General features: G+C 54.4%; 21 protein-coding genes, 2 rRNA genes and 1 riboswitch (1 of these 24 cut by a window edge). All 23 genes read left to right on the top strand.

The window, feature by feature from the left end; translation table 11 throughout:
* A 23S ribosomal RNA gene (locus tag ACZ2GZ_RS13155) occupies positions 1-752 on the top strand; it begins 2,162 nt to the left of the window's first position.
* Positions 753-810: 58 nt separating this feature from the next.
* A 5S ribosomal RNA gene (gene rrf / locus ACZ2GZ_RS13150) occupies positions 811-926 on the top strand.
* Positions 927-1,009: 83 nt separating this feature from the next.
* A complete protein-coding gene (locus ACZ2GZ_RS13145) occupies positions 1,010-1,201 on the top strand; it encodes an NETI motif-containing protein (RefSeq protein ID WP_021065189.1) in 192 nt (63 codons plus the stop codon).
* A 140-nt stretch (positions 1,202-1,341) separates the two neighbouring features.
* Positions 1,342-1,443, top strand: a riboswitch (purine riboswitch).
* A gap of 69 nt (positions 1,444-1,512) precedes the next feature.
* Entirely contained in the window at positions 1,513-2,001 is a 489-nt protein-coding gene (gene purE, locus ACZ2GZ_RS13140) for a 5-(carboxyamino)imidazole ribonucleotide mutase (protein WP_021065190.1), read from the top strand.
* Positions 2,001-3,095 carry a 5-(carboxyamino)imidazole ribonucleotide synthase gene (gene purK / locus ACZ2GZ_RS13135; protein WP_029596118.1) on the top strand — a complete coding sequence of 365 codons (1,095 nt, stop codon included), beginning with the start codon at positions 2,001-2,003 and terminating at the stop codon, positions 3,093-3,095. The genes purE and purK overlap by 1 nt, the downstream gene beginning before the upstream one ends.
* Entirely contained in the window at positions 3,092-4,384 is a 1,293-nt protein-coding gene (gene purB, locus ACZ2GZ_RS13130) for an adenylosuccinate lyase (protein WP_021065192.1), read from the top strand. Before purK ends, purB begins: the two co-directional genes overlap by 4 nt.
* Positions 4,385-4,432: 48 nt before the next feature.
* Entirely contained in the window at positions 4,433-5,137 is a 705-nt protein-coding gene (gene purC, locus ACZ2GZ_RS13125) for a phosphoribosylaminoimidazolesuccinocarboxamide synthase (protein WP_021065193.1), read from the top strand.
* The gene (gene purS / locus ACZ2GZ_RS13120) at positions 5,134-5,376 is read left to right on the top strand and encodes a phosphoribosylformylglycinamidine synthase subunit PurS (protein WP_021065194.1); all 243 of its coding nucleotides are present in this window, start codon (positions 5,134-5,136) and stop codon (positions 5,374-5,376) included. Before purC ends, purS begins: the two co-directional genes overlap by 4 nt.
* On the top strand, positions 5,373-6,053 hold the full coding sequence (gene purQ, locus ACZ2GZ_RS13115; protein WP_029596116.1) for a phosphoribosylformylglycinamidine synthase subunit PurQ: 681 nt from the start codon (positions 5,373-5,375) through the stop codon (positions 6,051-6,053). Before purS ends, purQ begins: the two co-directional genes overlap by 4 nt.
* The gene (gene purL / locus ACZ2GZ_RS13110) at positions 6,037-8,256 is read left to right on the top strand and encodes a phosphoribosylformylglycinamidine synthase subunit PurL (protein ID WP_470295308.1); all 2,220 of its coding nucleotides are present in this window, start codon (positions 6,037-6,039) and stop codon (positions 8,254-8,256) included. The genes purQ and purL overlap by 17 nt, the downstream gene beginning before the upstream one ends.
* The gene (purF, locus tag ACZ2GZ_RS13105) at positions 8,232-9,641 is read left to right on the top strand and encodes an amidophosphoribosyltransferase (RefSeq protein ID WP_021065197.1); all 1,410 of its coding nucleotides are present in this window, start codon (positions 8,232-8,234) and stop codon (positions 9,639-9,641) included. The genes purL and purF overlap by 25 nt, the downstream gene beginning before the upstream one ends.
* A 12-nt stretch (positions 9,642-9,653) precedes the next feature.
* A complete protein-coding gene (purM, locus tag ACZ2GZ_RS13100) occupies positions 9,654-10,688 on the top strand; it encodes a phosphoribosylformylglycinamidine cyclo-ligase (protein ID WP_021065198.1) in 1,035 nt (344 codons plus the stop codon).
* A complete protein-coding gene (gene purN, locus ACZ2GZ_RS13095) occupies positions 10,685-11,263 on the top strand; it encodes a phosphoribosylglycinamide formyltransferase (RefSeq protein ID WP_021065199.1) in 579 nt (192 codons plus the stop codon). Before purM ends, purN begins: the two co-directional genes overlap by 4 nt.
* Positions 11,260-12,780, top strand: a complete 1,521-nt coding sequence (gene purH, locus ACZ2GZ_RS13090) for a bifunctional phosphoribosylaminoimidazolecarboxamide formyltransferase/IMP cyclohydrolase (protein ID WP_029596112.1) — start codon at positions 11,260-11,262, stop codon at positions 12,778-12,780. Before purN ends, purH begins: the two co-directional genes overlap by 4 nt.
* A 13-nt stretch (positions 12,781-12,793) precedes the next feature.
* Positions 12,794-14,047, top strand: a complete 1,254-nt coding sequence (purD, locus tag ACZ2GZ_RS13085) for a phosphoribosylamine--glycine ligase (RefSeq protein ID WP_029596111.1) — start codon at positions 12,794-12,796, stop codon at positions 14,045-14,047.
* A gap of 99 nt (positions 14,048-14,146) precedes the next feature.
* Positions 14,147-16,432, top strand: coding sequence for a bifunctional diguanylate cyclase/phosphodiesterase (locus tag ACZ2GZ_RS13080; RefSeq protein WP_353048050.1), 2,286 nt, complete (start codon positions 14,147-14,149; stop codon positions 16,430-16,432).
* Between the two features lie 179 nt (positions 16,433-16,611).
* Complete coding sequence (locus ACZ2GZ_RS13075) at positions 16,612-18,354, top strand: adenine deaminase C-terminal domain-containing protein (protein ID WP_021065203.1); 1,743 nt, start codon at positions 16,612-16,614, stop codon at positions 18,352-18,354.
* 67 nt (positions 18,355-18,421) lie between these two features.
* Positions 18,422-18,727, top strand: coding sequence for a YerC/YecD family TrpR-related protein (locus ACZ2GZ_RS13070; protein ID WP_021065204.1), 306 nt, complete (start codon positions 18,422-18,424; stop codon positions 18,725-18,727).
* Between the two features lie 36 nt (positions 18,728-18,763).
* Positions 18,764-20,146, top strand: coding sequence for a TrkH family potassium uptake protein (locus ACZ2GZ_RS13065; protein WP_214715608.1), 1,383 nt, complete (start codon positions 18,764-18,766; stop codon positions 20,144-20,146).
* Between the two features lie 12 nt (positions 20,147-20,158).
* The gene (locus ACZ2GZ_RS13060) at positions 20,159-20,395 is read left to right on the top strand and encodes a hypothetical protein (protein ID WP_021065206.1); all 237 of its coding nucleotides are present in this window, start codon (positions 20,159-20,161) and stop codon (positions 20,393-20,395) included.
* A 93-nt stretch (positions 20,396-20,488) separates the two neighbouring features.
* The gene (gene pcrB / locus ACZ2GZ_RS13055) at positions 20,489-21,166 is read left to right on the top strand and encodes a heptaprenylglyceryl phosphate synthase (protein ID WP_131472920.1); all 678 of its coding nucleotides are present in this window, start codon (positions 20,489-20,491) and stop codon (positions 21,164-21,166) included.
* 38 nt (positions 21,167-21,204) lie between these two features.
* Entirely contained in the window at positions 21,205-23,421 is a 2,217-nt protein-coding gene (gene pcrA / locus ACZ2GZ_RS13050; RefSeq protein WP_021065208.1) for a DNA helicase PcrA, read from the top strand.
* Between the two features lie 9 nt (positions 23,422-23,430).
* The gene (gene ligA / locus ACZ2GZ_RS13045) at positions 23,431-25,425 is read left to right on the top strand and encodes an NAD-dependent DNA ligase LigA (protein WP_214828220.1); all 1,995 of its coding nucleotides are present in this window, start codon (positions 23,431-23,433) and stop codon (positions 25,423-25,425) included.
* Positions 25,426-25,652: the final 227 nt, after the last annotated feature.

The raw sequence follows: 25,652 nt of genomic DNA, 5'->3' as shown, positions 1-25,652 counted from the left end.
GCTTCGGTGGAGACACCCTTGGGATACCACCCTTTGCGTATAGAGTCTCTAACTCGCAGCCGTGATCCGGCTGGAGGACCGTGTCAGGTGGGTAGTTTGACTGGGGCGGTCGCCTCCTAAACAGTAACGGAGGCGCCCAAAGGTTCCCTCAGAATGGTTGGAAATCATTCGAAGAGTGCAAAGGCAGAAGGGAGCTTGACTGCGAGACCTACAAGTCGAGCAGGGACGAAAGTCGGGCTTAGTGATCCGGTGGTTCCGCATGGAAGGGCCATCGCTCAACGGATAAAAGCTACCCTGGGGATAACAGGCTGATCTCCCCCAAGAGTCCACATCGACGGGGAGGTTTGGCACCTCGATGTCGGCTCATCGCATCCTGGGGCTGGAGTAGGTCCCAAGGGTTGGGCTGTTCGCCCATTAAAGCGGTACGCGAGCTGGGTTCAGAACGTCGTGAGACAGTTCGGTCCCTATCCGTCGTGGGCGCAGGAAATTTGAGGAGAGCTGTCCTTAGTACGAGAGGACCGGGATGGACGCACCGCTGGTGTACCAGTTGTTCCGCCAGGAGCATCGCTGGGTAGCTACGTGCGGACGGGATAAGTGCTGAAAGCATCTAAGCATGAAGCCCCCTCCGAGATGAGATTTCCCTTTGAGCAATCAAGAAAGACCCCTCAGAGACGATGAGGTAGATAGGTCATGGGTGGAAGCACGGCGACGTGTGGAGCTGAATGATACTAATCGGTCGAGGCTTTGATCTAGTCTAATGGTTTGTATGAATTGATGAGTCTTCAGTTTTGAGAGAACGATCTCTCTATGTCTGGTGGCGATGGCGAAGTGGTCACACCCGTTCCCATGCCGAACACGGAAGTTAAGCACTTCAGCGCCGAAAGTAGTTGGGGGTCTCCCCCTGTGAGGATAGGACGTCGCCAGGCAAACGGTGGTTCTGGAGCATTCGCTCAAGGGCCGCCGCTTTTTTTATTTATATCGTGATTCAAATGAAAGAGAGGAAGAACAGATGGCCAAAAAAATCAAAGTATACGTCGAGCCAAACGAGACAATCGATGACTGTTTAAATCGAATTGCTCAAATGGGGTATCGCCCGGTACGTAGGATTGAAAAGCCTGTCTTTGAACAAACGGGAACCAAAGACGAACCTGTACATTCCCATCAATCGATTTTGTTTGAGTGCGTTGCTCTCGAATCATAATGCCAAACCGTCACGAATGCGTGGCGGTTTTTTTGTATTTTAACACCACTAAAGACGAACGATAAATATTCAGACAATTAAATTGTTCGCAGTTTGTTGACATGTTTTGAAAGAACAAGGTACGATAGGCGTGTGAGTTAATAACAAATTAAATAGTGCTCCATATAATCGCGAGGAAATGGCTCGCAAGTTTCTACCTGATCGCCGATTCTGATCAGACTATGGGGTATAGTCGACATTTTTTTGTCGTGGCCTATACCCTAAACTGGTTATTCGGTTTAGGGATTTCTTTATTTAAGGGGGACATTTGAATGAAGGCAACAGTAGGTGTGATCATGGGTAGCTCGTCTGATTGGGAAACGATGCGCCATGCTTGTGACATCCTAGAAGAATTGAGTATTCCATATGAAAAACAAGTTGTCTCGGCACATCGGACGCCGGACTTAATGTTTGAATATGCTGAAGAGGCCCGTGCGAGAGGCATACAAGTCATCATTGCAGGCGCAGGAGGAGCAGCCCATTTACCGGGAATGGTCGCAGCGAAAACAACGCTTCCTGTCATCGGAGTGCCTGTTCAATCTAAAGCGTTAAATGGACTTGATTCCTTGCTCTCGATTGTTCAAATGCCTGCAGGAGTACCAGTGGCAACGGTCGCTATCGGACGTGCCGGGGCGACGAACGCGGCCCTACTCGCCGTTCAAATCCTCAGCCTGCAATTCCCCGCACTGGTTGAACGCCTAGATACATATCGCCAAGCGAAGCGCGATATGGCACTTCAAGCGACGGAGGAACTAATCTAATGAGAATCGGCATTTTAGGTGGAGGTCAGTTAGGTCGCATGATGTCTCTCAGTGCGAGTGCTATGGGGTACGAAACGCTAAGCCTCGATCCAAACGCAAACGCGCCCGCCGCTCAGGTTGCACCAAGCATCGTCGCCGCATTTGACGACGTAACGGCAGCACGTGAACTTGCACATCGTTCAGACGTCATCACCTATGAATTTGAGAACATTGATACAGCGATGATTGAGGCCATTGCTGACAAATGTCCTCAAGGGATGGATGTCTTGAAGGCGACACAGCATCGAATCTTTGAAAAACAAATGATTGAAGGGGCAGGTCTTCAAGTCGCACCGTACGTTCCAGTCCGTTCCGTCCGTGATGTCATTCGAGCAAGAGACGTGTTAGGTTTTCCGTTTGTGATTAAGACGTGCCGTTTTGGTTATGACGGTAAAGGTCAAACGGTAATACGTTCAGAACAAGACGTAAGCTCGTTCACAGATCAGTTCGAAGAGACGGAATATGTGGCCGAAGCTTGGCTTCCTTTTAAAAAAGAAATCTCTGTTATCGTGACGAGAGGGACGCACGAGACGACGACGTTCCCCATCAGCGAGAACATTCATCGAAACAATATTTTATATCTTTCGATTGTACCGGCACGAGTGGAGCCTGATATTTTAGAGGAGGCGCGTCATTTGGCCCTCCAACTCGCTGACCACATCGGACTGATTGGTACGCTTGCGGTTGAGTTGTTCATTATGGAAGACGGTTCATTGTACGTGAATGAACTTGCGCCACGCCCTCACAACTCAGGGCATTACACGATTGATGCCTGTGAGACATCACAGTTCGAGCAACACATTCGGGCAATCACCGGGATGAAGCTTGGGCGAACGACGCTTTACACACCAATCGTCATGGTCAACCTGTTAGGCGAACATATGGACGAGCTGAACCCGCAAACGTTACCGTCGAATGTTAAACTACATTTGTATGGGAAAGAAGAAGCGAAGCAGGGGCGGAAAATGGGACATTTGAACGTGATTGCTGCTTCCGTCAAAGAAGCGCTTCAGACCATCGAACAATTGGCAATTTGGAAGGAGACCGTTTTATGATTTCACGTTATACCCGTCCTGAGATGGCGGCGATTTGGACAGACCAGAATAAATTTGAGGCATGGCTCCAAGTAGAGCTGTACGCCTGCGAGGCGTGGAGCGAACTTGGTATCATCCCGAAGGAAGATGTCGCCGTCTTATGGGACAAGGCATCGTTTGATGTCGAACGCATCCTTGAAATCGAGCAAGAGACACGTCATGACGTCATCGCATTCACCCGTGCCGTCTCAGAGACACTCGGTGAAGAGAAGAAGTGGGTGCATTACGGACTGACTTCGACAGACGTCGTCGATACGGCCTTATCGTACTTGATTAAGCAAGCGAACGATATTTTAGAAGCTGACATCGACCGTTTCATCGACATCCTCGCTGAAAAAGCTAGAGCACATAAGTATGACATCATGATGGGCCGTACACACGGTGTCCACGCAGAACCGACGACGTTCGGATTGAAGCTCGCCCTTTGGTACGAAGAGATGAAGCGCAACAAGAAACGGTTCATGGCAGCCCGCGAGACGATTGAATTCGGTAAGATGAGTGGTGCGGTCGGTACGTTCGCAAACATTGATCCATTCATCGAATCGTATGTGTGTGACAAATTAGGGATTCAAGCAGCACCGATTTCGACGCAGACGTTACAACGTGACCGTCACGCCGAATACATGTCCACGCTCGCGTTAATCGCCACATCGATTGAGAAGATGGCGACAGAGATTCGCGGCCTCCAAAAGACAGAGACACGTGAGGTCGAAGAATTCTTCGCCAAAGGACAAAAAGGATCGTCAGCAATGCCGCATAAACGTAACCCGATCGGTTCAGAGAACATGACCGGCCTGGCCCGTGTCATTCGCGGTCATATGGTGACGGCGTATGAGAACGTCCCACTCTGGCATGAACGTGACATCTCACACTCCTCAGCAGAACGGATCATTCTTCCGGATGCGACGAGTCTCCTCAACTACATGTTGAACCGCTTTGGCAATATCGTGAAGAACTTGACGGTCTTCCCGGATAATATGCGCCGGAACATGGACCGGACGTTTGGCATTATCTTCTCCCAACGCATCTTGCTCGCGTTGATTGAAAAAGGATGGTCGCGCGAAGCCGCTTATGATGCCGTTCAACCGAAGGCGATGCAAGCGTGGGAAGAAGAGACGATGTTCCGCACCTTGATTGAACAAGACGCCGAGATGGGCGCACTCTTCACGAGTGACGAGCTCGACGACCTATTCGACCCGAGCCATCACGTGCGCCGTGTCGATGTTATTTTTGAACGCTGTGGTTTGTGATCGTTGAGGGGCTTCATGCCCCTCTCACTTTTAAGGGGGACGATACAGATGGAAGCAATTTACGAAGGTAAAGCGAAAGCGTTATTTGAGACTGAAGAACAGGGTGTGCTCCGCGTTTATTATAAAGACGACGCGACAGCATTTAACGGGGAGAAGAAAGAATCAATCGCCGGCAAAGGCGTGTTGAACAATGCCATCACGACGCGCTTGTTCGAACTCATGCACGATAACAAGATTCCGACGCATTTCATTAAGCGACTATCGGATCGCGAGCAGCTCGTGCGCCGTGTCGATATCATTCCGCTCGAGGTCGTCGTTCGCAACGTCGCCGCCGGAAGCCTTGCCAAACGACTCGGTTGGGAAGAAGGGACACCGCTCCTGTCACCGATTGTCGAGTTTTACTATAAAGATGACGCACTCGGAGATCCACTCTTAACGGAGGATCATATCCGTTTACTGCAAGTTGCCACACACAAAGAAGTCGAAACATTGCGACAACTTGGTCTGTGGGTCAACGATGTGTTGCTCGATTTCTTCAATGAACATGGCATCGATTTAATCGATTTCAAACTTGAGTTCGGTAAAGTCGATGGCACGATCATCCTTGCCGATGAAATCTCACCAGACACGTGCCGGCTTTGGGACAAAGAGACGAAACAAAAGCTCGATAAAGACGTTTTCCGCAGAGACCTTGGATCTCTGACAGACACATACAGCCAACTGTTAACACGCATAGGGGGAATGGACCGATGAAAAAAGTAAACGTGTACGTGACATTACGTGAAAGTGTACTGGATCCACAAGGCGTCGCCGTAAAAGGTGGGCTCGAACATCTCGGTTTTACAGGGGTAGAGTCGGTACGCATCGGGAAAGTCATCGAGCTTCAAGTGGCAGATGAGACGACCGAAGCGATGGTGCGTGACATGTGTGAGAAGTTGCTCGTCAACACGGTTATCGAGAACTATCGAATCGAGATGGGGGTACTCGCATGAAATTCGCTGTCATCGTCTTCCCCGGATCGAACTGTGACCTCGACATGTATCATGCCGTAAAAGATGTCCTCGGCGAAGAAGCGGACTATGTGTTCCATACGGAAACGTCGCTTGATGGGTACGATGGTGTGCTCCTACCAGGCGGTTTCTCATACGGGGACTACTTGCGCTGTGGTGCCATCGCCCAGTTCTCACCGATTATGAACGAAGTGAAACGATTCGCCGAAGAAGGGCGTCCAGTGCTCGGCGTCTGTAACGGATTCCAAGTGCTCGTCGAAGCGGGACTCCTACCGGGCGTATTGATGCGCAACCGTGATTTGAAGTTCATGTGCAAGACAGTCGAATTGAAAGTCGAAACGAACGAGACGATGTTCACGAACGATTATGAGCTCGGGGAGACGATTCAAGTCCCAATCGCGCACGGGGAAGGCAACTACTACTGTGACGAGGCGACACTCGAGACGCTCCGTGCGAACGGGCAAATCGCCTTCACGTATACCGACAATCCGAATGGATCGGTCGCGAATATCGCAGGAATCACGAACGTACAAGGTAACGTACTCGGAATGATGCCACACCCGGAACGAGCGGTCGAAGCACTCTTAGGCGGGGAAGATGGCAAACGATTATTCACTTCGATGGTGAAATGGGGGACTCGACATGCTACTTACAACTGAACCGACAGCAACACACATCCGTGAAGAGCGACTTTACGCCACGATGGGCTTGACCGATGAGGAATACGCGCTCGTCGTCTCACTGCTCGGTCGTGAGCCGAATTACACAGAGATCGGGTTATTCTCGGTCATGTGGTCTGAACACTGTTCGTACAAAAACTCGAAGCCTGTCCTCCGGAAATTCCCGACTACTGGGAAACACGTCCTTCAAGGACCTGGGGAAGGTGCCGGCATCGTCGACATTGGCGATGGCCAGGCCGTCGCATTCAAAATCGAGAGCCATAACCATCCATCGGCGATTGAGCCGTACCAAGGTGCGGCGACAGGTGTCGGCGGGATTATCCGCGACATCTTCTCGATGGGCGCGCGACCGGTCGCACTCCTCAACTCGCTCCGCTTCGGAGATTTGAACGAATCACGTGTGAAACATCTTTTCGGCCACGTCGTCTCCGGCATCGCCGGTTACGGCAACTGTGTCGGCATCCCGACGGTCGGTGGGGAAGTCGCGTTCGACCCGGCCTATGCCGGCAACCCGCTCGTCAACGCGATGTGCGTCGGACTCATTCGCCATGAAGACATTCAAAAAGGGATTGCCGAAGGTGTCGGCAACTCGGTCATGTACGTCGGCGCAACGACAGGACGCGACGGCATTCACGGGGCGACGTTCGCCTCGGAAGAACTCGGTGAGGATGCGGACGAGAAACGCCCGGCCGTCCAAGTCGGGGACCCATTCATGGAGAAACTGTTGATTGAGGCGTGTTTGGAAGTCATTAAGCACCCAGACCTCGTCGGGATCCAAGACATGGGAGCGGCTGGTCTCACGTCGTCTTCGGCCGAGATGGCATCGAAGGCAGGCATGGGCATCGAGATGAACCTCGACCTCGTCCCACAACGCGAGGCTGACATGACGCCTTACGAGATGATGTTGTCCGAGTCACAAGAGCGGATGCTTCTCGTCGTCAAGGCAGGGCATGAAGATGAAATCGAAGCAATCGTCACGAAGTGGGGACTTCATGCGATCAAAGTCGGTGTCGTCATCGAAGAAAAAGTGCTCCGTCTTCTCCATCAAGGGGAAGTCGCAGCCGAAGTACCGGTCGACGCGCTCGCAGAAGACGCACCGGTCTACCATAAGCCGTCGAAAGTACCGGCATATTATGAGACGTTCCAAGCGATGGCACCGGTCCAACCGGTCGTCACGGACGTACTCACGACATGGAAAGACGTGCTTGCCATGCCGACGATTGCCTCGAAACGTTGGGTGTATGAGCAATACGACCATATGGTCCAAACATCAACCGTCGTTGCACCAGGAAGTGACGCGGCCGTTATCCGCATTCGCGACACAGACAAAGCGCTCGCGATGACGACGGACTGCAACGCCAAATACGTGTACCTCGACCCGCGTGTCGGTGGTGCCATCGCGGTCGCAGAGGCAGCGCGCAACATCGTCGCCAGCGGCGCCACACCGCTCGCCCTCACGGACTGCTTGAACTTCGGTAGCCCGGACAAGCCAGAAGGGTTCTGGCAGCTCGATCAAGCTGTCGAAGGGATGGCCGAAGCGTGCCGTGCCCTCGACACACCGGTCATCGGCGGGAACGTTTCGCTTTACAATGAGTCGAACGGGACGGCGATTTATCCGACGCCGGTCGTCGGCATGGTCGGCTTGATCGACAAGCCAGAACATATCACGACGTCGTTCGCGAAAGCAGCAGGCGACATCATCTTCTTGCTCGGGGAGACGAAACCTGAGTTCGGTGGCAGTGCGCTTCAAATGTTGCAAGACGGTCAAGTGAGCGGACAGGCGCCGACGCTTGACCTGGAGACGGAGAGCCGTCAGCAACAAGCGCTCCTCGCAGCAATCCGGGAAGCACTTGTCACGGCGGCCCACGACGTATCGGAAGGTGGACTCGCCGCAGCACTCCCTGAACTCGTGTTCGGCACGGGCTTCGGCGCAGACGTCACAGTCGACACAGATCTCGTGACGACACTTTTCAGCGAATCACAGTCACGGTTCCTCGTCACAGTCGCGCCACATCAAGCCGATGCGTTCGCGAAGTTGACGAAGGCGACACGCATCGGACAGGTGACAGACACGCCACAATTGACGGTGCGTGCGAGCGACCGCCTAATCGAAATGGACGTCACGGAACTTGAACGGGTATGGGAAGGAGCTATTCCATGTTATATGACATCCGAGGCATGAACGAGGAGTGCGGGGTATTCGGGGTATTTAATCACCACGAAGCGTCACACCTCGCCTACTACGGCCTCCACAGCCTGCAACACCGGGGACAAGAAGGGACAGGCATCGTCACGGCTGACGGGGAGCGCTTGCACGCCAAACGCGGGCTCGGACTCGTCGCTGAAGTGTTCGACGAACCGTCGCTCGATGCATTGACCGGGCACCACGCCATCGGTCATGTCCGTTATTCGACGGCAGGCGGCAACACGCTCGAGAACGTCCAACCGCTCCACTTCAAGTCGCTCACGGGCGATTTGGCGATGGCGCACAACGGGAATCTCGTCAACGCCAACGAGTTGAAACATATGCTCGAAGCGGAAGGTGCGATTTTTCAGACGACATCGGACACGGAAGTCGTCGCCCACTTGATTAAGCGGAGCCGAGGCAACTCGATGAAAGAACGAATCGCGGATAGCTTGGCTCGTCTCGTCGGAGCGTTCGCCTTCCTCTTCTTGACGGAAGACGCGCTCTACGTCGGCGTCGATGTTCACGGATTACGTCCGCTCTCGCTCGGCCAGACCGAGGACGGAGCCTACGTATTCGCCTCAGAGACATGTGCGTTCGACGTCGTGGGGGCGACGTACGTACGTGATGTCGAGCCAGGGGAACTCCTTATGATCACGCAAGACGGGATTGTATCGGAGCGGTACAGCGAGGCCTCGGTCCGCGCGATGTGTTCAATGGAATACATCTACTTCTCGCGGCCGGACTCGATCATCGATGGCGTCAACGTGCACACGGCCCGTAAGGCGATGGGGAAAAAGATGTTCGACGAGGCACCGGTCGAAGCGGACGTCGTCACCGGCGTCCCTGATTCGAGTATTTCAGCAGCCATCGGCTACGCCGAGGCGAGCGGGATTCCGTACGAGATGGGACTCATCAAAAACCGATACGTCGGCCGGACGTTCATTCAACCGTCGCAAGAGTTACGGGAGCGCGGCGTCAAGATGAAACTGTCGGCGTTGCGAGGTGTCGTGAGCGGTAAGCGGGTCATCATGGTCGACGACTCAATCGTTCGCGGGACGACGAGCCGACGCATCGTCAAACTGCTCCGTGAAGCCGGGGCGACCGAAGTGCATGTGCGCATCACGTCACCACCGATCAAGCATCCGTGCTATTACGGCATCGATACATCATCAAAGGAAGAGTTGATTGCGGCCACCAAATCCATCGAAGAGATTAAAGAAGAGATTGGGGCCGATTCACTGGCGTTCCTCACATTGGATGGGACGGTCGAAGCAATCGACCGGCCGTTCGAAGGGAACTTGCGCGGGCAGTGCGCCGCTTGCTTCACCGGACTTTATCCAACTGAACTGGCGGAACTTGTAACAGAGACAAAAGCTTGAGGGGGACTGACGATGAGTTTAAGATATGAACAAGCGGGTGTGAATTTAGAGGCAGGTTATGAGGCAGTATCACGTATGAAGCGTCACGTTGCACGGACGATGCGTCCAGAAGTGATGACCGGGCTCGGTAGTTTTGGTGCGATGATTGACCTTGGCTCGATGCAGTTGAAACATCCGATTCTCGTCAGCGGAACGGATGGGGTCGGCACGAAACTCAAACTCGCGTTCGCGCTCGACCAACATGATACGATTGGAATTGACTGTGTGGCGATGTGTGTCAATGACTGTCTCGTCCACGGGGCCGAACCGCTTTATTTCTTAGACTATATCGCGACCGGAAAAGCGGAACCGGCCAAACTTGAGCGCATCGTCGCAGGAGTCGCCGAAGGCTGTGTCCAAGCGGGCTGTGCCCTCGTTGGAGGCGAGACGGCCGAGATGCCGGGGATGTATCCGGACGGCGAATATGACATCGCCGGATTCGCCGTCGGTGTCGTCGAGAAGGAAGCACTGATCGATGGACGGACGATTGAAGCGGGGGACATCGTCCTCGGACTCGCATCATCGGGTGTCCATTCAAACGGATTCTCGCTCGTCCGCCATATCGTCGAATCTCAAGGGCTCGCCTACACTGATGAGATCGCCATGCTCGACACGACGCTCGGGAACGCCCTTTTGTTGCCGACGCGCATCTATTCCGAGGCGGCGAAAGCGGCCATCGCGACGGGGCGTGTCCAAGGCATGGCCCATATCACGGGCGGCGGTTTTTACGAGAACGTGCCACGCATGCTGCCGGAAGGCCTCGGTGTCACATTCGACGCATCGAATTGGCCGAGCCTGCCCGTGTTCGACTGGCTCGAACAAGTCGGGCACGTCTCGAAACAAGAGATGTTCAACGTGTTCAATATGGGTATCGGCTTCATGATCGCAGTCCGTCCTGAAGATGTCGAAGCTGTCGAAGCTGCGCTCGAGCGCGCCGGAGAGACGTCGCATCGCATCGGGAAAGTCGATGCCAAACCGGGTGTCCGCATCATGGGGGTCGACCAGTGAAAAAGTTTGCCATCTTCGCCTCCGGGTCCGGTAGCAACGCCGAAGCGATTTGGCAAGCCATTGACCGAGGCGACTTGTCAGGGGAATGCGTCCTGCTCGTCACGGACAAACCAGAAGCGAAAGTACTCGAGCGGGCCGATCGGTTCAACATCCCGACCTTCTCGTTCGAACCGAAGACGTACGCCTCAAAAGCGGAATTCGAACAAGAAATACTAGTCCTACTACAGGCACTCGGCGCCGACTATATTGTCTTGGCCGGGTATATGCGGTTGATTGGGGACGTGCTGCTTACCGCGTATCCAAAGCAAATCATCAACATCCATCCGTCGCTCTTACCGGCGTTCCCTGGAAAAGACGCCATCGGTCAGGCGCTCGCGGCGAATGTGCCGACGAGCGGGGTCACGGTTCATTACGTAGATGCCGGGATGGACACGGGACCAATCATCGCCCAACAAGACGTCGCTATCGCAGGCTGTGATGCGGCCGAAGCGGCAAGACGCATCCAAGCGGTCGAGCATCAGCTCTATCCGCGCGTACTACAACAAGTGTTTATCCAACAGGAGGTTTTCAAGTGAGAGCATTACTGAGTGTGTCAGATAAAACAGGAATCGTCGAGCTCGCGCAGGCGTTGCATGAAGCGGGCATCGAACTCATTTCGACAGGCGGGACGGAAGCAGCGCTCATCGCGGCCGGCCTTCCGGTAAAAAACATCTCAGCAGTGACGTCGTTCCCAGAGATGCTCGACGGACGCGTGAAGACGCTCCATCCGCTCGTTCACGGTGGCCTGCTCGGGCGCCGCGATTTGGACTCGCACGTCGAACAGATGAGAGACCACGACATCGAGCCAATCGACTATGTCGTCGTCAACTTATACCCGTTCAAAGAGACGATTGCGAAAGAGAATGCGACGTATGAAGAAGCGATTGAAAATATCGATATCGGTGGACCGAGCATGCTCCGTTCAGCCGCGAAAAACCATGCCAGCGTGACGGTCGTCGTTGATCCGGCCGACTACGGTCATGTGGCCGAAGCGGTTCGTGCCGGCGGGACGACGTTCGAAACACGTCAACGTCTTGCGACAAAAGCGTTCCGTCACACGGCGGCGTATGACGCCTTGATTGCCGACTATTTAGGGCAGCAGATCGGCGAGACGTTCCCGGAACAGCTCACGGTCACGTATGAGAAAGTACAAGACCTCCGTTACGGGGAAAACCCGCACCAGCAGGCAGCGTTTTATAAGACGCCGCTCTATCACGGGATGACGCTCGCGAACGCGAAGCAACTGCACGGCAAAGAACTCTCATATAACAATATCCAAGATACGAATGCGGCGCTCGAGGCGCTCAGCGAATTGACGGAGCCGGCAGCGGTCGTCGTCAAACATATGAACCCGTGCGGTGTCGCTGTCGGACAGACAATCAGCCAGGCGTTCTCAAGAGCCCATGCGGCCGATCCGGTCTCGATTTTTGGAGGCATCGTCGCCTTGAACCGTGAAGTCGATGTGGAAACGGCAGAGGCGCTCCGCAACATCTTCCTAGAAATCATCATCGCGCCATCCTTTAGTGAGGCAGCACTTGACCGATTGAAAGAGAAAAAGAATCTTCGGTTATTGACGCTCGACATGGGCCAGATGACAGGGATGCGCTTGACAGCCGTCGCGGGCGGTCTCCTCGTACAAGATGAGGACGACGTCACACTCGATGATGCGTCATGCCAAATCGTGACGGATCGTCGTCCGACGGCGTCTGAATGGGAAGATTTGAAACTTGCGTGGCGTGTCGTGAAACACGTGAAATCCAACGCCATCGTCGTCGCCAAAGACGAGACGACAATCGGTATCGGTGCGGGACAGATGAACCGCGTCGGCGCGGCGAAAATCGCTTTCGAACAAGCAGGGGAACGTGCTCAAGGGGCCGCTCTCGGTAGCGATGCGTTCTTCCCGATGGGCGATACGGTCGAGGCTGCGGCTGCGGCCGGGATCACGGCCATCATTCAACCGGGCGGATCGATTCGTGACGAAGAGTCGATCGAAGCGGCGAACCGTCACGGCATCACGATGGTGTTCACGTCAGTTCGACACTTCAAACATTGAGAGGAGCGATAAGATGAACGTACTCGTCATTGGACGTGGCGGCCGTGAACACGCGCTCGCCTGGAAACTGGGACAAGACGGACATGAGGTGTTCGTCGCCCCGGGCAATCTCAATATGGATGGTGTGACCTGCGTGCCGATTGAAGAGACGGATGTTTCGGCCCTTGTTGGGTTTGCGAAGCGCGAAGAAATCGATTGGACGATTGTCGGCCCCGAATCGGCCCTGATGGCCGGAGTCGTCGATACGTTCCAAGCAGAAGGTCAACACATCTTCGGACCGACGAAAGCGGCAGCGCTCCTCGAGGGTAGTAAAGCCTTCGCCAAAGAAGTGATGCGCGAAGCAAATATTCCGACAGCGGGATATGATACGTTTACCGACGCAGCGTCGGCGCTACGTCATATCGATCAGTCGGAAGCCCCGCTCGTCGTCAAAGCGGACGGACTCGCTGCCGGGAAAGGCGTGACCGTCGCGTTCACACTCGATGAGGCGCGGGCGGCGATTCACGACATCTTCGGCACCGATAAGTTCGGGGATCAGTCCCGTGTCGTCATCGAAGAGTTTTTAGACGGGGAAGAGTTCTCGCTCATGGCGTTCGTCTCAGGCGAGCACGTCATCCCGATGATCACGTCACAAGATCACAAACGTGCGTTTGACGGCGACAAAGGGCCGAATACGGGTGGCATGGGCGCATATAGCCCGATGCCTCATCTCGACGATGCCGTGTACACGGAAGCGGTCGAGCGCGTGCTCTTCCCGCTCGCGCGGACGATGGTCGAACGAGGCACTCCGTTCGAAGGGTTCTTGTATGCAGGTCTTATCTTGACGGCGGATGGCCCGAAAGTGATCGAGTTCAACGCTCGGTTCGGCGATCCCGAGACCGAGGTCATTCTCCCGAACTTGGCATCTCCTCTCCTCGACGTCATCGAGGCGGTCGTGGACCAAAAAACGTATCCGATTGAATGGGTGGAAGGCTATACGATTGGAGTCGTCGTCGCGGCAGAAGGCTATCCTGATCGAGCGACGACCGGACAGGTACTATCAGGCTTCGGTGACTTACGAGACGATGTGCTCGTGTTCCATGCGGGCACGACCCGTGACGGGGCGGACATCGTCGGCAACGGGGGACGCTTGTTCGTGCTCACGTCGACAAAACCGACCTTGCTCGAAGCGAAATATGCCGTCTATACGGCACTCGAACAACTTGATTTGCCACAGACGTTTTACCGTCGAGACATCGGGGGACGGGCGTTGGCACGTATTTTTTAAAGGATGGGTCAACCCGTCCTTTTTTTCATGCGAAAAGAAGGGAATTCACGCTTCCTGCTCTACAATAATGGAGTAGATTGAAGGAAGAAGGTGGTCGACGTGCGCATTCGGACGAAGCTCATGATTGCGGTGGCCGTGAATATAGTCGTGTTTGTCGGAGTCATCTTTTTTGGGGTCCGCCCTTATTTTATCGAGAAGAGCATGGAACAAGATCGGCAGACGGTCGAGAGTCAAGTCGCGAGCGTGTCAGAGACGCTCGCCAATCGGAAGCATACGCTCGAGCGCACACTCGTCGATTGGGCCGTCTGGAATGACACCTACACGTTCGTTCAACGACGGAACGCCTCCTATGTCCAAAGTAACATTAGCGAGGAATCGCTTGAAAACTTGAGCGTCAACGCCATCGTCTATTTGGACCGGGACGGAGAAGCGTTCTACTCGTCGTTCCGTTCAGCGAGCACGACGTTGTCAAAAACTGATCAACAAACGCTCATCAAGGCGGTCACTTCTCGATTAAGCGATCAGGAAGATACGCAAAACGGCATCTATGCGAGTGATTTCGGTCCGACGCTGTACGTCAGTCACCCGATTTTACGAAGTGATAGTAGTGGTCCAAGTCAAGGTACGCTCGTCATGCTCGAGTTCGTCGACCCGGCATTTCTGGCGGACATGAGCACCCAGACGAAAATTCCATTGACGATTCAACCTGCGCGTCAAAATCAGACGGTCATCACGGATGGCGATGCGGGGACCGACGTCGTGATTCCGCTTGGCACTGTGTTTCAACAGTCCGATTTCGAGGTCAAATTCACCGTCGAACAAACACATTATGAAAATACGGTGGCGATGTTGCGACTCGGGATAATAGCCCTCGTCGTCCTTGGGCTCGGTCTCTTCTTTTCGTTGCTGTGGACGATTCACCGGGTCGTGATTCGACGTCTCATGGAAATCGTCAGTGAGTTGAAAGTGATTACACTCGAACGGGATAGCCGGCTCCGGCTCAGTCGTGATGCGAAGAGCCACGACGAGATTGAACAGATGGCGACGAGCATGAATGAAGTGCTCGCGGCACTCGAAGACACACGTGCCGAAGTGATTGACCGGGCGTTTCGTGACGCGTTGACGTTGCTTCCGAACCGGCTCGCGCTTGAGGACTACTTCTCGAACGTACGTGGCAAACAAAATCAAATCGGTGTGCTCGGTTTGGACTTGGACGATTTCCGGCGCATCAACGACCAGTACGGACACCGGACAGGCGACGCCGTCCTGATTTATATCGCTTCCCGACTCAACTTTTATAAAGAAGACGGATTTGTCGCCCGAATCGGTGCCGATGAATTCATGTTCGTCCACCCAAGCTGGACGCTCGAACAATTGCAGCCGGTCGCCCGGCGTTTGATCAAAGACTTGAAGGATTGGGCCGAAGTCAACGGGGTGAAGGGGATGGCGGCGACAATCGGTATCGATGTGTTCACTTGTGCCGAACCGCACCATACGTACGAGATGATGATGGGACGGCTCGATGTCGTCATTCATGAGGCAAAACTGTCAGGAAAGAATCGAGTGCTCACGTTCCAAGAAATCGAGGATGGAAGCCACTACTTACAGACGCTCGAGATGGAGCGTGACTTGCGCCATGCGCTCGAACATGATGAATTCGAACTGTATTATCAACCGATCGTGTCGCCGCGACCGTTTGCCGTACGTGGCGTCGAGGCGCTCATTCGTTGGAACCATCCGACGAAAGGTCAAATCTCACCTGGACTGTTCATCCCTGTTGCCGAACAGCTCGGTCTCATCTCTGATTTGGGTCGTTGGGTGCTCGAACAAGCGGTCACAGAGATGAAAGACCACGTGGAACGACATCACTTGTTCCTATCGATTAACGTGTCGAAGCGCCAAATCGCCGACGGTTCGTTTTTAGCTTCATTAGAACGAGTGTTGATGAGTTCGAGGTTTGACCCTCACCGTCTCCATGTCGAAATCACCGAGAGCGAGGTCGGCGGCAATTTATATGAACTTCAGCAGTTCATTCAATCGCTCAAGGCCATCGGCGTCAAAATCTCGCTCGATGACTTCGGGGTCGGCACGTCGTCGCTGTCGTTTTTACAGTCGCTCCAACTCGATTTGATTAAAATCGACCAGAATTTCGTCAAAGGGATTCCGGAGAACACGTTCGACCGGGCGTTGCTCGAAGGGTTATATCAGACGTTCCACACGCTCGGGCTCGATATCGTCACCGAAGGAGTCGAACGTCCGGAACAGCTCGCCTTCGTGCTCGAACATAGCAGCTCCCTCATTCAAGGCTATCATTACAGCAAGCCCGTTCCGCTCGCTCAACTCGAGCATTATTTGAAAAAGACGGTCACGATGTACGATTGGTGAAGGCGTCTCCCGTGGGAGACGTCTTTATTTGTGTGAATTTCATGTGAATTCCGTTACAATGGGCAACATAGCTTGCGAGCCTTTCAGAGAAAAGGTAAACTTGAATCAGATGAAAGAAAACGCTTACAAAATTATTTTCTAATAATAATGGCGAGGCGATTAAGGGAGGATTGGGTTCGATGCCACCAAAACGATCGGCGCGGGCACCGTGGTCTAAAGCGATGATTCGGTCACAATTAGAAGTCGTGAGCCAAGTCAGACCACCTTCGCTCGTATTGACGAATGCCACATACTTAAATATGTACGTGAAGCAGTGGAAACAAGCAAACATATGGATTGAGCATGACCGAATCGTCTATGTCGGGCCAGATGTACCGAAAGCCGCCGTCGAGACGGTGGATATGTCAGGGAAATACATCGTGCCGGGCTATATCGAGCCGCACGCGCATCCATTCCAACTATATAATCCGGCGACGCTGTCGAAGTATGCAGGTGAGCGGGGGACGACAACGCTCGTGAATGACAACATGCTTCTTTTTTTACAAAATAAGGAGCAAGCGTTTGCGCAACTGGAAGCGATGCAACAGCTTCCGACGAGCACGTACTGGTGGGCGCGTCTCGATACGCAGACCGAACTTGACCGTGACAGCGTTCTCGTCGACTCCGAGCGGATTCACGCTTGGTTCAATCACCCGGACGTCATCATGGCCGGAGAATTGACGGCCTGGCCACGGACGTTAAAAGGTGATGACGAGATGCTTCAGTGGATGCTCGATGCGGAGACGTGCGGTCTCCCGGTCGAAGGACACTTCCCAGGGGCTTCGGCGAAGACGTTGACGAAGATGGCGTTGATGGGTGTTCACAGCGACCATGAAGCGATGACGGCCGAAGAAGCGCTCTGCCGGCTCGAACACGGCTATACGACAACACTCCGTCACTCTTCCATTCGTCCTGACCTTCCGGGACTCATCCGTGGTCTGCTCGACGCCGGACTCGAGGCGTTCGATCATGTGATGGTCACGACAGACGGGTCGACGCCAGGATTTTATCAAGACGGGTTACAAGACGCGCTCGTGAAAATCATGATTGAGGCGGGTTTGCCTCCAATTGAAGCATACCGCATCGTCTCGTTGAACGTGGCGCGACACTTCGGGCTCGATCACGTCCTCGGTTCGATTGCGCCGGGACGCATCGCCCATCTCAATATTTTGGATGCGGTTGATGAGCCACGCCCGAGCGCTGTCATTGCCAAAGGGCAATGGATTTATCGGGACGGGACGTCCGAATTTCCGAACGAGCTCGTCGATGCGGCGCTTGCCTTGATGCCGTCGACGAACGTCGACATCGAACTGACGCCGAACGACTTATCGTTCAGCATGCCGGTCGGGCTCGACATGGTCAACTCGGTCATCATGAAGCTGTTCAAAATCACGCACGATACCGGACAAGATGAGCTGCCACGTGACGGGGACGAGTCGTTCCTCATGCTGCTCGATAAAGAAGGGAAATGGCGGCTCAATACGGTGCTGAAAGGATTCGCCAACGACTTCGGAGGCCTCGTCAGTTCGTATTCGATTAGCGGTGACTATTTGATTCTTGGGAAATGCAAACAAGACATGTTGACGGCTTTCGAGCGGATGAAGGAACTTGGCGGCGGCATCGTCCTTGTCGACCGCGGTGAGGTGATCGCGGAAATCCCGCTCCCGCTCTGTGGCATGACGTCGAAGGAGCCGGTCGAACGGTTGATTGTCCAAGAAGAAGGGTTGCGGGCCGAGCTACTCACCCGTGGGTACAAGTTCGAAGACCCGATTTATACGCTCTTGTTCTTGGCGTCGACGCACTTGCCATATGTGCGGGCCACACCGCTCGGGATTTACGAAGTAATGAAGAAACAAATACTATTTCCGGCGATTTTACGATGAACAGTTGAGTCCGAGCCGGTCGTGCTTTAGAATGATAAAGAAGTACGATGAGAGAGGATGCTTGCGGATGCAACTCGATAAATTACGAGGACGAGAGCTCGATCAGCTGTTTGAGGCGATTTTGAAGCTCGATACACTCGAAGATTGTTATCAACTATTTGAAGATTTAGCGACCGTGAACGAAGTACAGGCGCTCGCCCAACGGCTTGAAGTAGCCCGTCAAATTCGTGAAGGTAGCACATATCATAAAATTGAAGAAGCGACAGGTGCTTCGACAGCCACCATTTCCCGCGTCAAGCGTTGCTTGAACTACGGGTCTGGCGGTTATGATCTTGCCCTTGAACGTCTAAAACAATCAGAAGGTGACTCGTAAGAGTCATCTTGTTTTTGATGGGAGAGGAGGGGCGAGATGCAAGACAAGTTTATGAAACGAAATTTACAGCTGTTCTTCCGGAATCTGACACCGGTCCAGACACTCGTGTTGATTTACAGCGCGGCGGTCGTGTTGTCTGTCATTCTGCTCGCCTTACCGATTGCGCGACAGCCGGGTGTCACGATCACATTCACCGATCTCGTCTTTTTTGCGGTCAGTTGTGTCAGCGTCACCGGCTTAACGCCAATCGTCGTGACGGATACGTTTTCGACGTTCGGGCTGTTCATTATCCTGTTCATCGTTCAAGTGAGCGGGGTCGGTCTGATCAGTTTGCACGTCATCATGTGGATTTTGCTCGGAAAGCGGATTGGCTTTCGTGAGCGTCAGCTGATTTTACGGGACCAGAACCAGACGTCGATGTCTGGAATCGTGAAGTATATTGCGGAAATTGTCATCACCGTTATCACGATTGAAGCGATTGGGGCAATCATGCTCGGAATCCATTACTTAAATTACTTTGATACGGCCAGAGAGGCGTTCCTGCAAGGGCTGTTCGGTTCGATCAGTGCGACGACGAACGCGGGGTTCGATATCACCGGCAGTTCGCTCGCGCCGTTCCGGGAAGACCCGTTCGTCATCTTTACGCAAATCGCGCTCATGACCGGTGGCGCCATCGGGTTCCCGGTCCTCGTCGAGATTCGCACCTATTTGACGAACCGGATTATACGGAAACGTGAGAATTTCCCGCGCCGCTTCTCGTTGTTCACGAAATTGACGGTATCCACGTTCTTCGGATTGATCGCGGTCGGGACCGTCGGCTTGTTTCTATTTGAATATAATAACGCGTTCAAAGGTTTACCGCTCTGGCTCGCGCTCTCGGATTCCTTGTTCCAGTCCGTGACGACGCGAAACGGGGGCTTGACGACGGTAGACGTCAACCTGTTCTCGGAAGGCAGTATGTTATTGTTATCGATTCTGATGTTCATCGGGGCGTCCCCGTCCTCGGTCGGCGGGGGGATTCGGACGACGACGTTCGCCGTCGCCGTGCTCGGGGTCGTCGCGTTCATTCGCGGGGACTCGTCCATCAAAATTTTCGGGCGCGAGATTGTGCTCGAGGATATTTGGAAAGCGTTCGTCATCATCACGGTGTCACTCGCTGTCCTGCTCACGGGGGTCATGGTGCTCACCTTCTTTGAAGACGCATCGCTTACCCGCATCTTGTTCGAGGCGTGCTCGGCGTTCGGAACGACCGGCTTGTCGGTCGGTCTGTCGGCAGAGTTCAGTAACGTCGGAAAATGGGTACTCACGATTTTAATGTTCATCGGTCGAATCGGTGTCATCGCCTTCATCTTGATTTTGCAGCGGAGACAGCCGAAACGGATGTACAACTATCCGAAAGAATCAATCATCTTAGGCTAAGGAGCTCAGATCATGAAGGCTTTTTGGATCAACTTTGGTTACGTGTTCGCCGTCCCGGTCTTACCGTTCATCGCGGTCGTGAACGGAACGGCGCTCTGCTCGCCAGATTCACCGTTACTCGAGATTCCAGTGCTCGGCTTCTTTTTGGCCAATCCGCTCTGGTTCATCCCGGTTTACGGACTGTTCGCACTCGTCGTCGCCAAATGGATGACGGCCCGCGAACAAAAGACGCACGCCAGACGTGCTTGAGACTTGCCTCGGCAAGTCTTTTTTTGTTCAACAGATGCAAGCGACGGGAAAAATCGCTACACTAGAGAAGGTATCGAATGGGGGGGAAGCCGAATGGATTTTCAATCGTGGCGCCACGTCTTTAAACTTGATCCGAATAAACCGCTCGATGATTCGGCGCTCGCAGCGCTCATCCGTTCGGGCACGGACGCTTTCCTCATCGGTGGGACGGACGGGGTCGACGCGGAAAACACGTTCGCGCTCTATACTCGTCTCGAAGGATGCGGCATCCCGCTCGCGCTCGAGATGAGCCATCCCGAGCAAGTGATTCGAGGCTTCGACCACTATTTCATTCCGACCGTCTTGAACGCGGGCACCGTGGACTGGGTCATCGGTCATCAAACGAGAGCGTTCGAACGATACGGACACTTGTTTCATGCGGATGTGACCGGACAAGGGTATATCGTTTTGAATCCAGATGCGAAAGTGGCCCACGTGACCGAGGCGAAGACCGATTTGTCCATCGAGACAGCCATCGCCTATGCGGAAGCGGGACATCGCTTGTTCCACCTGCCTTCCTTGTATGTGGAGTATAGCGGCACGTTCGGATCGGTCGAGCTCGTCCAAGAAGTGCGGCTGGCCGTGCCGGATGCCCATCTGTTTTATGGGGGCGGTATCACCGGATACGAGTCGGCCCGGGTGATGGCTGAACACGTGAATACGATCGTCGTCGGCAATGTGATTTATGACAATTTCGAAGGAGCGCTTGCGACTGTCGCGGCACTCCGATAAAATAAGAACAAATGTTTGGATAGGGAAAGGAAACGATTATGTATAACTTGAGTGAAGAATTAGTCAAAGGCATGAACCCTCCGCAAGCGGAGGCGGTCAAATATACGGACGGCCCGTTGCTCATCATGGCCGGGGCAGGGTCTGGGAAAACACGTGTCTTGACGCATCGCGTCGCCTACTTGATGGCGTCGAAACAAATCGCGCCGTGGAACATTCTCGCCATTACGTTCACGAACAAAGCGGCTCGCGAGATGAAAGACCGGATCGCCCGCCTCGTCGGTGGCGTCGCGGACGATATTTGGATTTCGACGTTCCACTCGATGTGTGTCCGGATTTTGCGGCGTGACATCGATCGCATCCGTTATGACCGGAACTTCTCGATTCTCGACTCGTCCGATCAGTTGACGGCCATCAAACAAGTGCTTAAAGAGTTGAACCTTGACCCGAAAAAATATGAGCCGCGGACGCTCCTCGGTATGATTTCGAACCATAAGAACGAGCTCCGCACGCCGCAAGATGCGGCCGCACTCGTCGGCAACAACCCGTACGAGAAAGTCATCTCGGACGTCTACACGGCGTATGAGAAGAAATTGAAGCAGAACAACGTGCTCGACTTTGACGACTTGATCATGAAGGCGATTCAGTTGTTCCAAGAAGCGCCGGACGTGCTCGCGTTTTATCAGAAGAAGTTCCAATACATCCACGTCGACGAGTATCAAGATACGAACCGGGCCCAATACACGCTCGTCAAGCTGCTCGCGCAGGCGCATGAGAACTTGTGTGTCGTCGGTGACTCTGATCAGTCGATTTATCGCTGGCGCGGCGCCGACATCGCCAACATCTTGACGTTCGAGAAGGATTATCCGAGCGCGCACGTCATCTTGCTCGAACAAAACTATCGGTCGACGAAGCGGATTTTGGAAGCGGCGAACGGTGTCATTCAAAACAACTCGGGTCGAAAAGACAAGCAGCTCTGGACCGAGAACGTCGAAGGCGAGAAACTCCTCTTGCATGTCGCCTCGGATGACCGGGATGAAGCGTTCTTCATCATCAATCAGATGAAGGAGCTCCGCCAAGAAGGCATCGATTACGGCGAGATGGCCGTCCTGTACCGGACGAACGCCCAATCGCGCGGACTCGAGGAAATGCTCCTCAAGTCGAACATCCCGTATAAGATGGTCGGCGGGACGAAGTTCTATGAACGAAAAGAAATCAAGGATATCTTGGCGTATTTGCGCTTAATCGCCAACCCAGACGAGGACATCTCATTCGTCCGTGTCGTCAACGAACCGAAGCGCGGCATCGGCGCCGCGACGGTCGATAAGCTCGGCGACTTCGCCGGGATGCAAGGCGTGTCGCTCATGGAAGCGATTCGTGACATCGAACTGTCGGGCATTGCGCCGCGCACAGCGACGAAGCTCGCCGAGTTCCGTCAATTGATGGTCGATTTGCGTCAAATGGCCGACTACTTGTCCATCTCGGAATTGATTGAAGAAGTGTTGAAGAAGTCAGGCTACGAAGAGATGCTCAAAATCGAGAAGACGCTCGAAGCCGAGAGCCGCCTTGAGAACTTGCAAGAGTTCCTCTCGGTCGCCCAAAATTTTGAGAAAGAGAGTGACGAGCAGACACTCGTCGCCTTTTTGACCGATTTGACGCTCGTCTCGGACCTCGACACGCTCGAAGAAGTCGACGAGTTACATCAAGTCACACTCATGACGCTACACTCGGCCAAGGGACTTGAGTTCCCGGTCGTCTTCTTGATTGGGATGGAAGAAGGGTTGTTCCCGCACAGCCGTGCCTTGAACGACCCGGAAGAGATGGAAGAAGAACGCCGTCTCGCGTACGTCGGCATCACGCGGGCCGAGAAGCGTCTCTATTTGACACGGGCCCAGTCCCGCATGTTGTACGGGCGTTTCCAAAACAACCCGGAGTCGCGCTTCTTGCACGAGTTGCCAGAGACGCTCTTGGAGCGATCGGGCAAAGCGAAGAAGCCGATGCCATGGAATCCAGTCGAGTCGCCGGGGAAACTTCCTGTGAACGGCTTCAGCTCGAAACCGAAACCAAAACTTGCCCAGTCGTCCGGCGCCGAATCAATCGGTTGGAACGTTGGGGACAAGGCCAATCATAAGAAATGGGGACAAGGCACGGTCGTTCAGACGCGTGGCGAAGGCGATCAGCTCGAGCTCGATATCGCTTTCCCGGCCGTCGGCATCAAGCGCCTGCTCGCCAAGTTTGCCCCAATCGAAAAAGCGTGAGGTGATCATATGGAGATGGCAGAACGCGTTGAAGCGATTCGTCAAAAGTTAAATCAATACGGGTATGAATATTATGTGCTCGACCGACCGAGTGTCCCGGATGCGGAATACGACCGTCTCATGAACGAATTGATTGAAATCGAGACGGACTATCCGGAACTCCGGAGTCCGGATTCACCGACGCAACGTGTCGGCGGCGTCCCGCTCGATGCGTTCGTCAAAGTGACACATGACACGCCGATGCTGTCGCTCGGGAACGTCTTCTCCAAAGAAGAACTCGTCGAATGGGTCGAACGGATTGAGAAAGATCTCGGCTACAGTCCACTCTTCGTCGCCGAGCTCAAGTTTGACGGGCTCGCCGTGTCGCTGAAATACGAAGACGGTCGGCTCGTCCGTGGCGCGACGCGCGGGGACGGGACGACTGGGGAAGACATCACACAAAACTTGAAGACGATCCGCTCGATTCCGCTCCGGTTGAACGAGGACGTCACGTTCGAGGTGCGCGGTGAGGCGTACATGCCGAAACGATCGTTCGAACATTTGAACGACGAGCGGGAACGCCTCGGCGAACCACTATTCGCCAACCCGCGCAATGCGGCGGCAGGTTCGCTCCGGCAGCTCGACTCGAAAATCGCGGCGTCGCGGAATTTGGCGTTCTTCGCCTACGGGCTCGTCTCGACGGACGACCTCGTCGCCTCGCATGACGAGTCGCTCGCGTATTTGCGCCGTCTCGGCATCGCCGTCAGCCAAGAATACACGACGTGTCATACGGCCGATGAGTTATGGGACTATATTGAAACGTATGTGACGAAGCGGTCGGAGTTGCCGTACGAGATTGACGGCATCGTCATCAAAGTCGCAGCCTATGAAGAGCAAGAACAGCTCGGCTTCACTGCGAAGAGCCCGCGTTGGGCCGTCGCCTATAAGTTTCCGGCCGAGGAAGTCGTGACGACGATCGAAGACGTCGACTTCAGTGTCGGACGGACCGGGAAAGTCACGCCACGCGCACGGTTCGCTCCAGTCTCGGTCGCGGGATCGACCGTGACGTATGCGACGCTCCACAACGAGGACTTCATTGTAGAGAAGGACCTTCACATCGGGGACCGTGTCGTCATCAAGAAAGCCGGGGACGTCATCCCGGCCGTCGTCTCGGCGCTCGTCAGTGAGCGGACCGGGGAGGAGACGGAAATCGTCTTCCCGACCCATTGTCCGGCCTGTGAATCTGAACTCGTCCGGTTAGAAGGAGAGGCGGACCATCGTTGCGTCAATCCAGAATGTCCGGCCCAACTGCTCGAAGGGCTGATTCATTTCGTATCACGCCCGGCGATGAATATCGATGGGCTCGGCGAGAAAGTGATCACGCAACTTCATGCGTCTGACCTCGTCCATAACGTGGCCGACCTGTATCGTCTCGACCGGGATGCGCTGCTCGCACTCGACCGGATGGGCGAGACGTCGGTGACGAACCTGCTCGCGGCCATCGAGCAATCGAAACAGAACTCGCTCGAGCGTGTCTTGTTCGCGCTCGGCATCCGTCTCGTCGGCCAAAAAGCGGCCGTGTTGATCGCGGAGCGGTTCGAGACGATGGAAGCGGTCATGGAGGCCTCGGTCGACGAATTGACGTCCATCGATGGCATCGGTACGAAGATGGCTGAATCGATCGTCTTCTACTTTGAGAAGCCAGAAGCGCGTGACCTCGTCCGTGACCTCGGAGCGGCAGGTGTCAACCTGACGTTCAAAGGTGCGAAACGACCGGTCGACGCCGATGCACCGCTCGCCGGGAAGACGATCGTCTTGACCGGGAAACTGCATGAGATGACACGTGGCGAAGCCGGGAAACAACTTGAATTGCTCGGTGCGAGCGTCACGGGCAGCGTCAGCAAGAACACCGACCTCCTCGTCGCCGGCGAGAAGGCGGGCTCGAAACTGACGAAAGCCGAGTCACTCGGCATCGAAGTGTGGGATGAGGCGGCGTTGCTCGCCTTCTTAGCCGACCAATCGTGAATGAGGTCCTCCTGAGGGAGGGCCTTTTTTCATTGACCTGATTTTTAAACGTTTCCGGTCTCGAGCAGGTTCGCGCCTTCACGGGACGGGTAATGATTAGTATCTACAAATACTTATTTGACACCAAGACCTTACACCACGACTCGCGCACACTCACCCTCCATCCCTCTCCCGTGCCGGAGCGTGTCATCGCAGACGCCACAGTTCGGCAGACACCTTAGAGGAGG

It is taken from the genome of Exiguobacterium sp. KKT215 (genome assembly GCF_055635335.1).
Note: the sequence above shows the minus strand (reverse complement) of the source record. Positions and strands in the feature narration are given on the sequence as shown.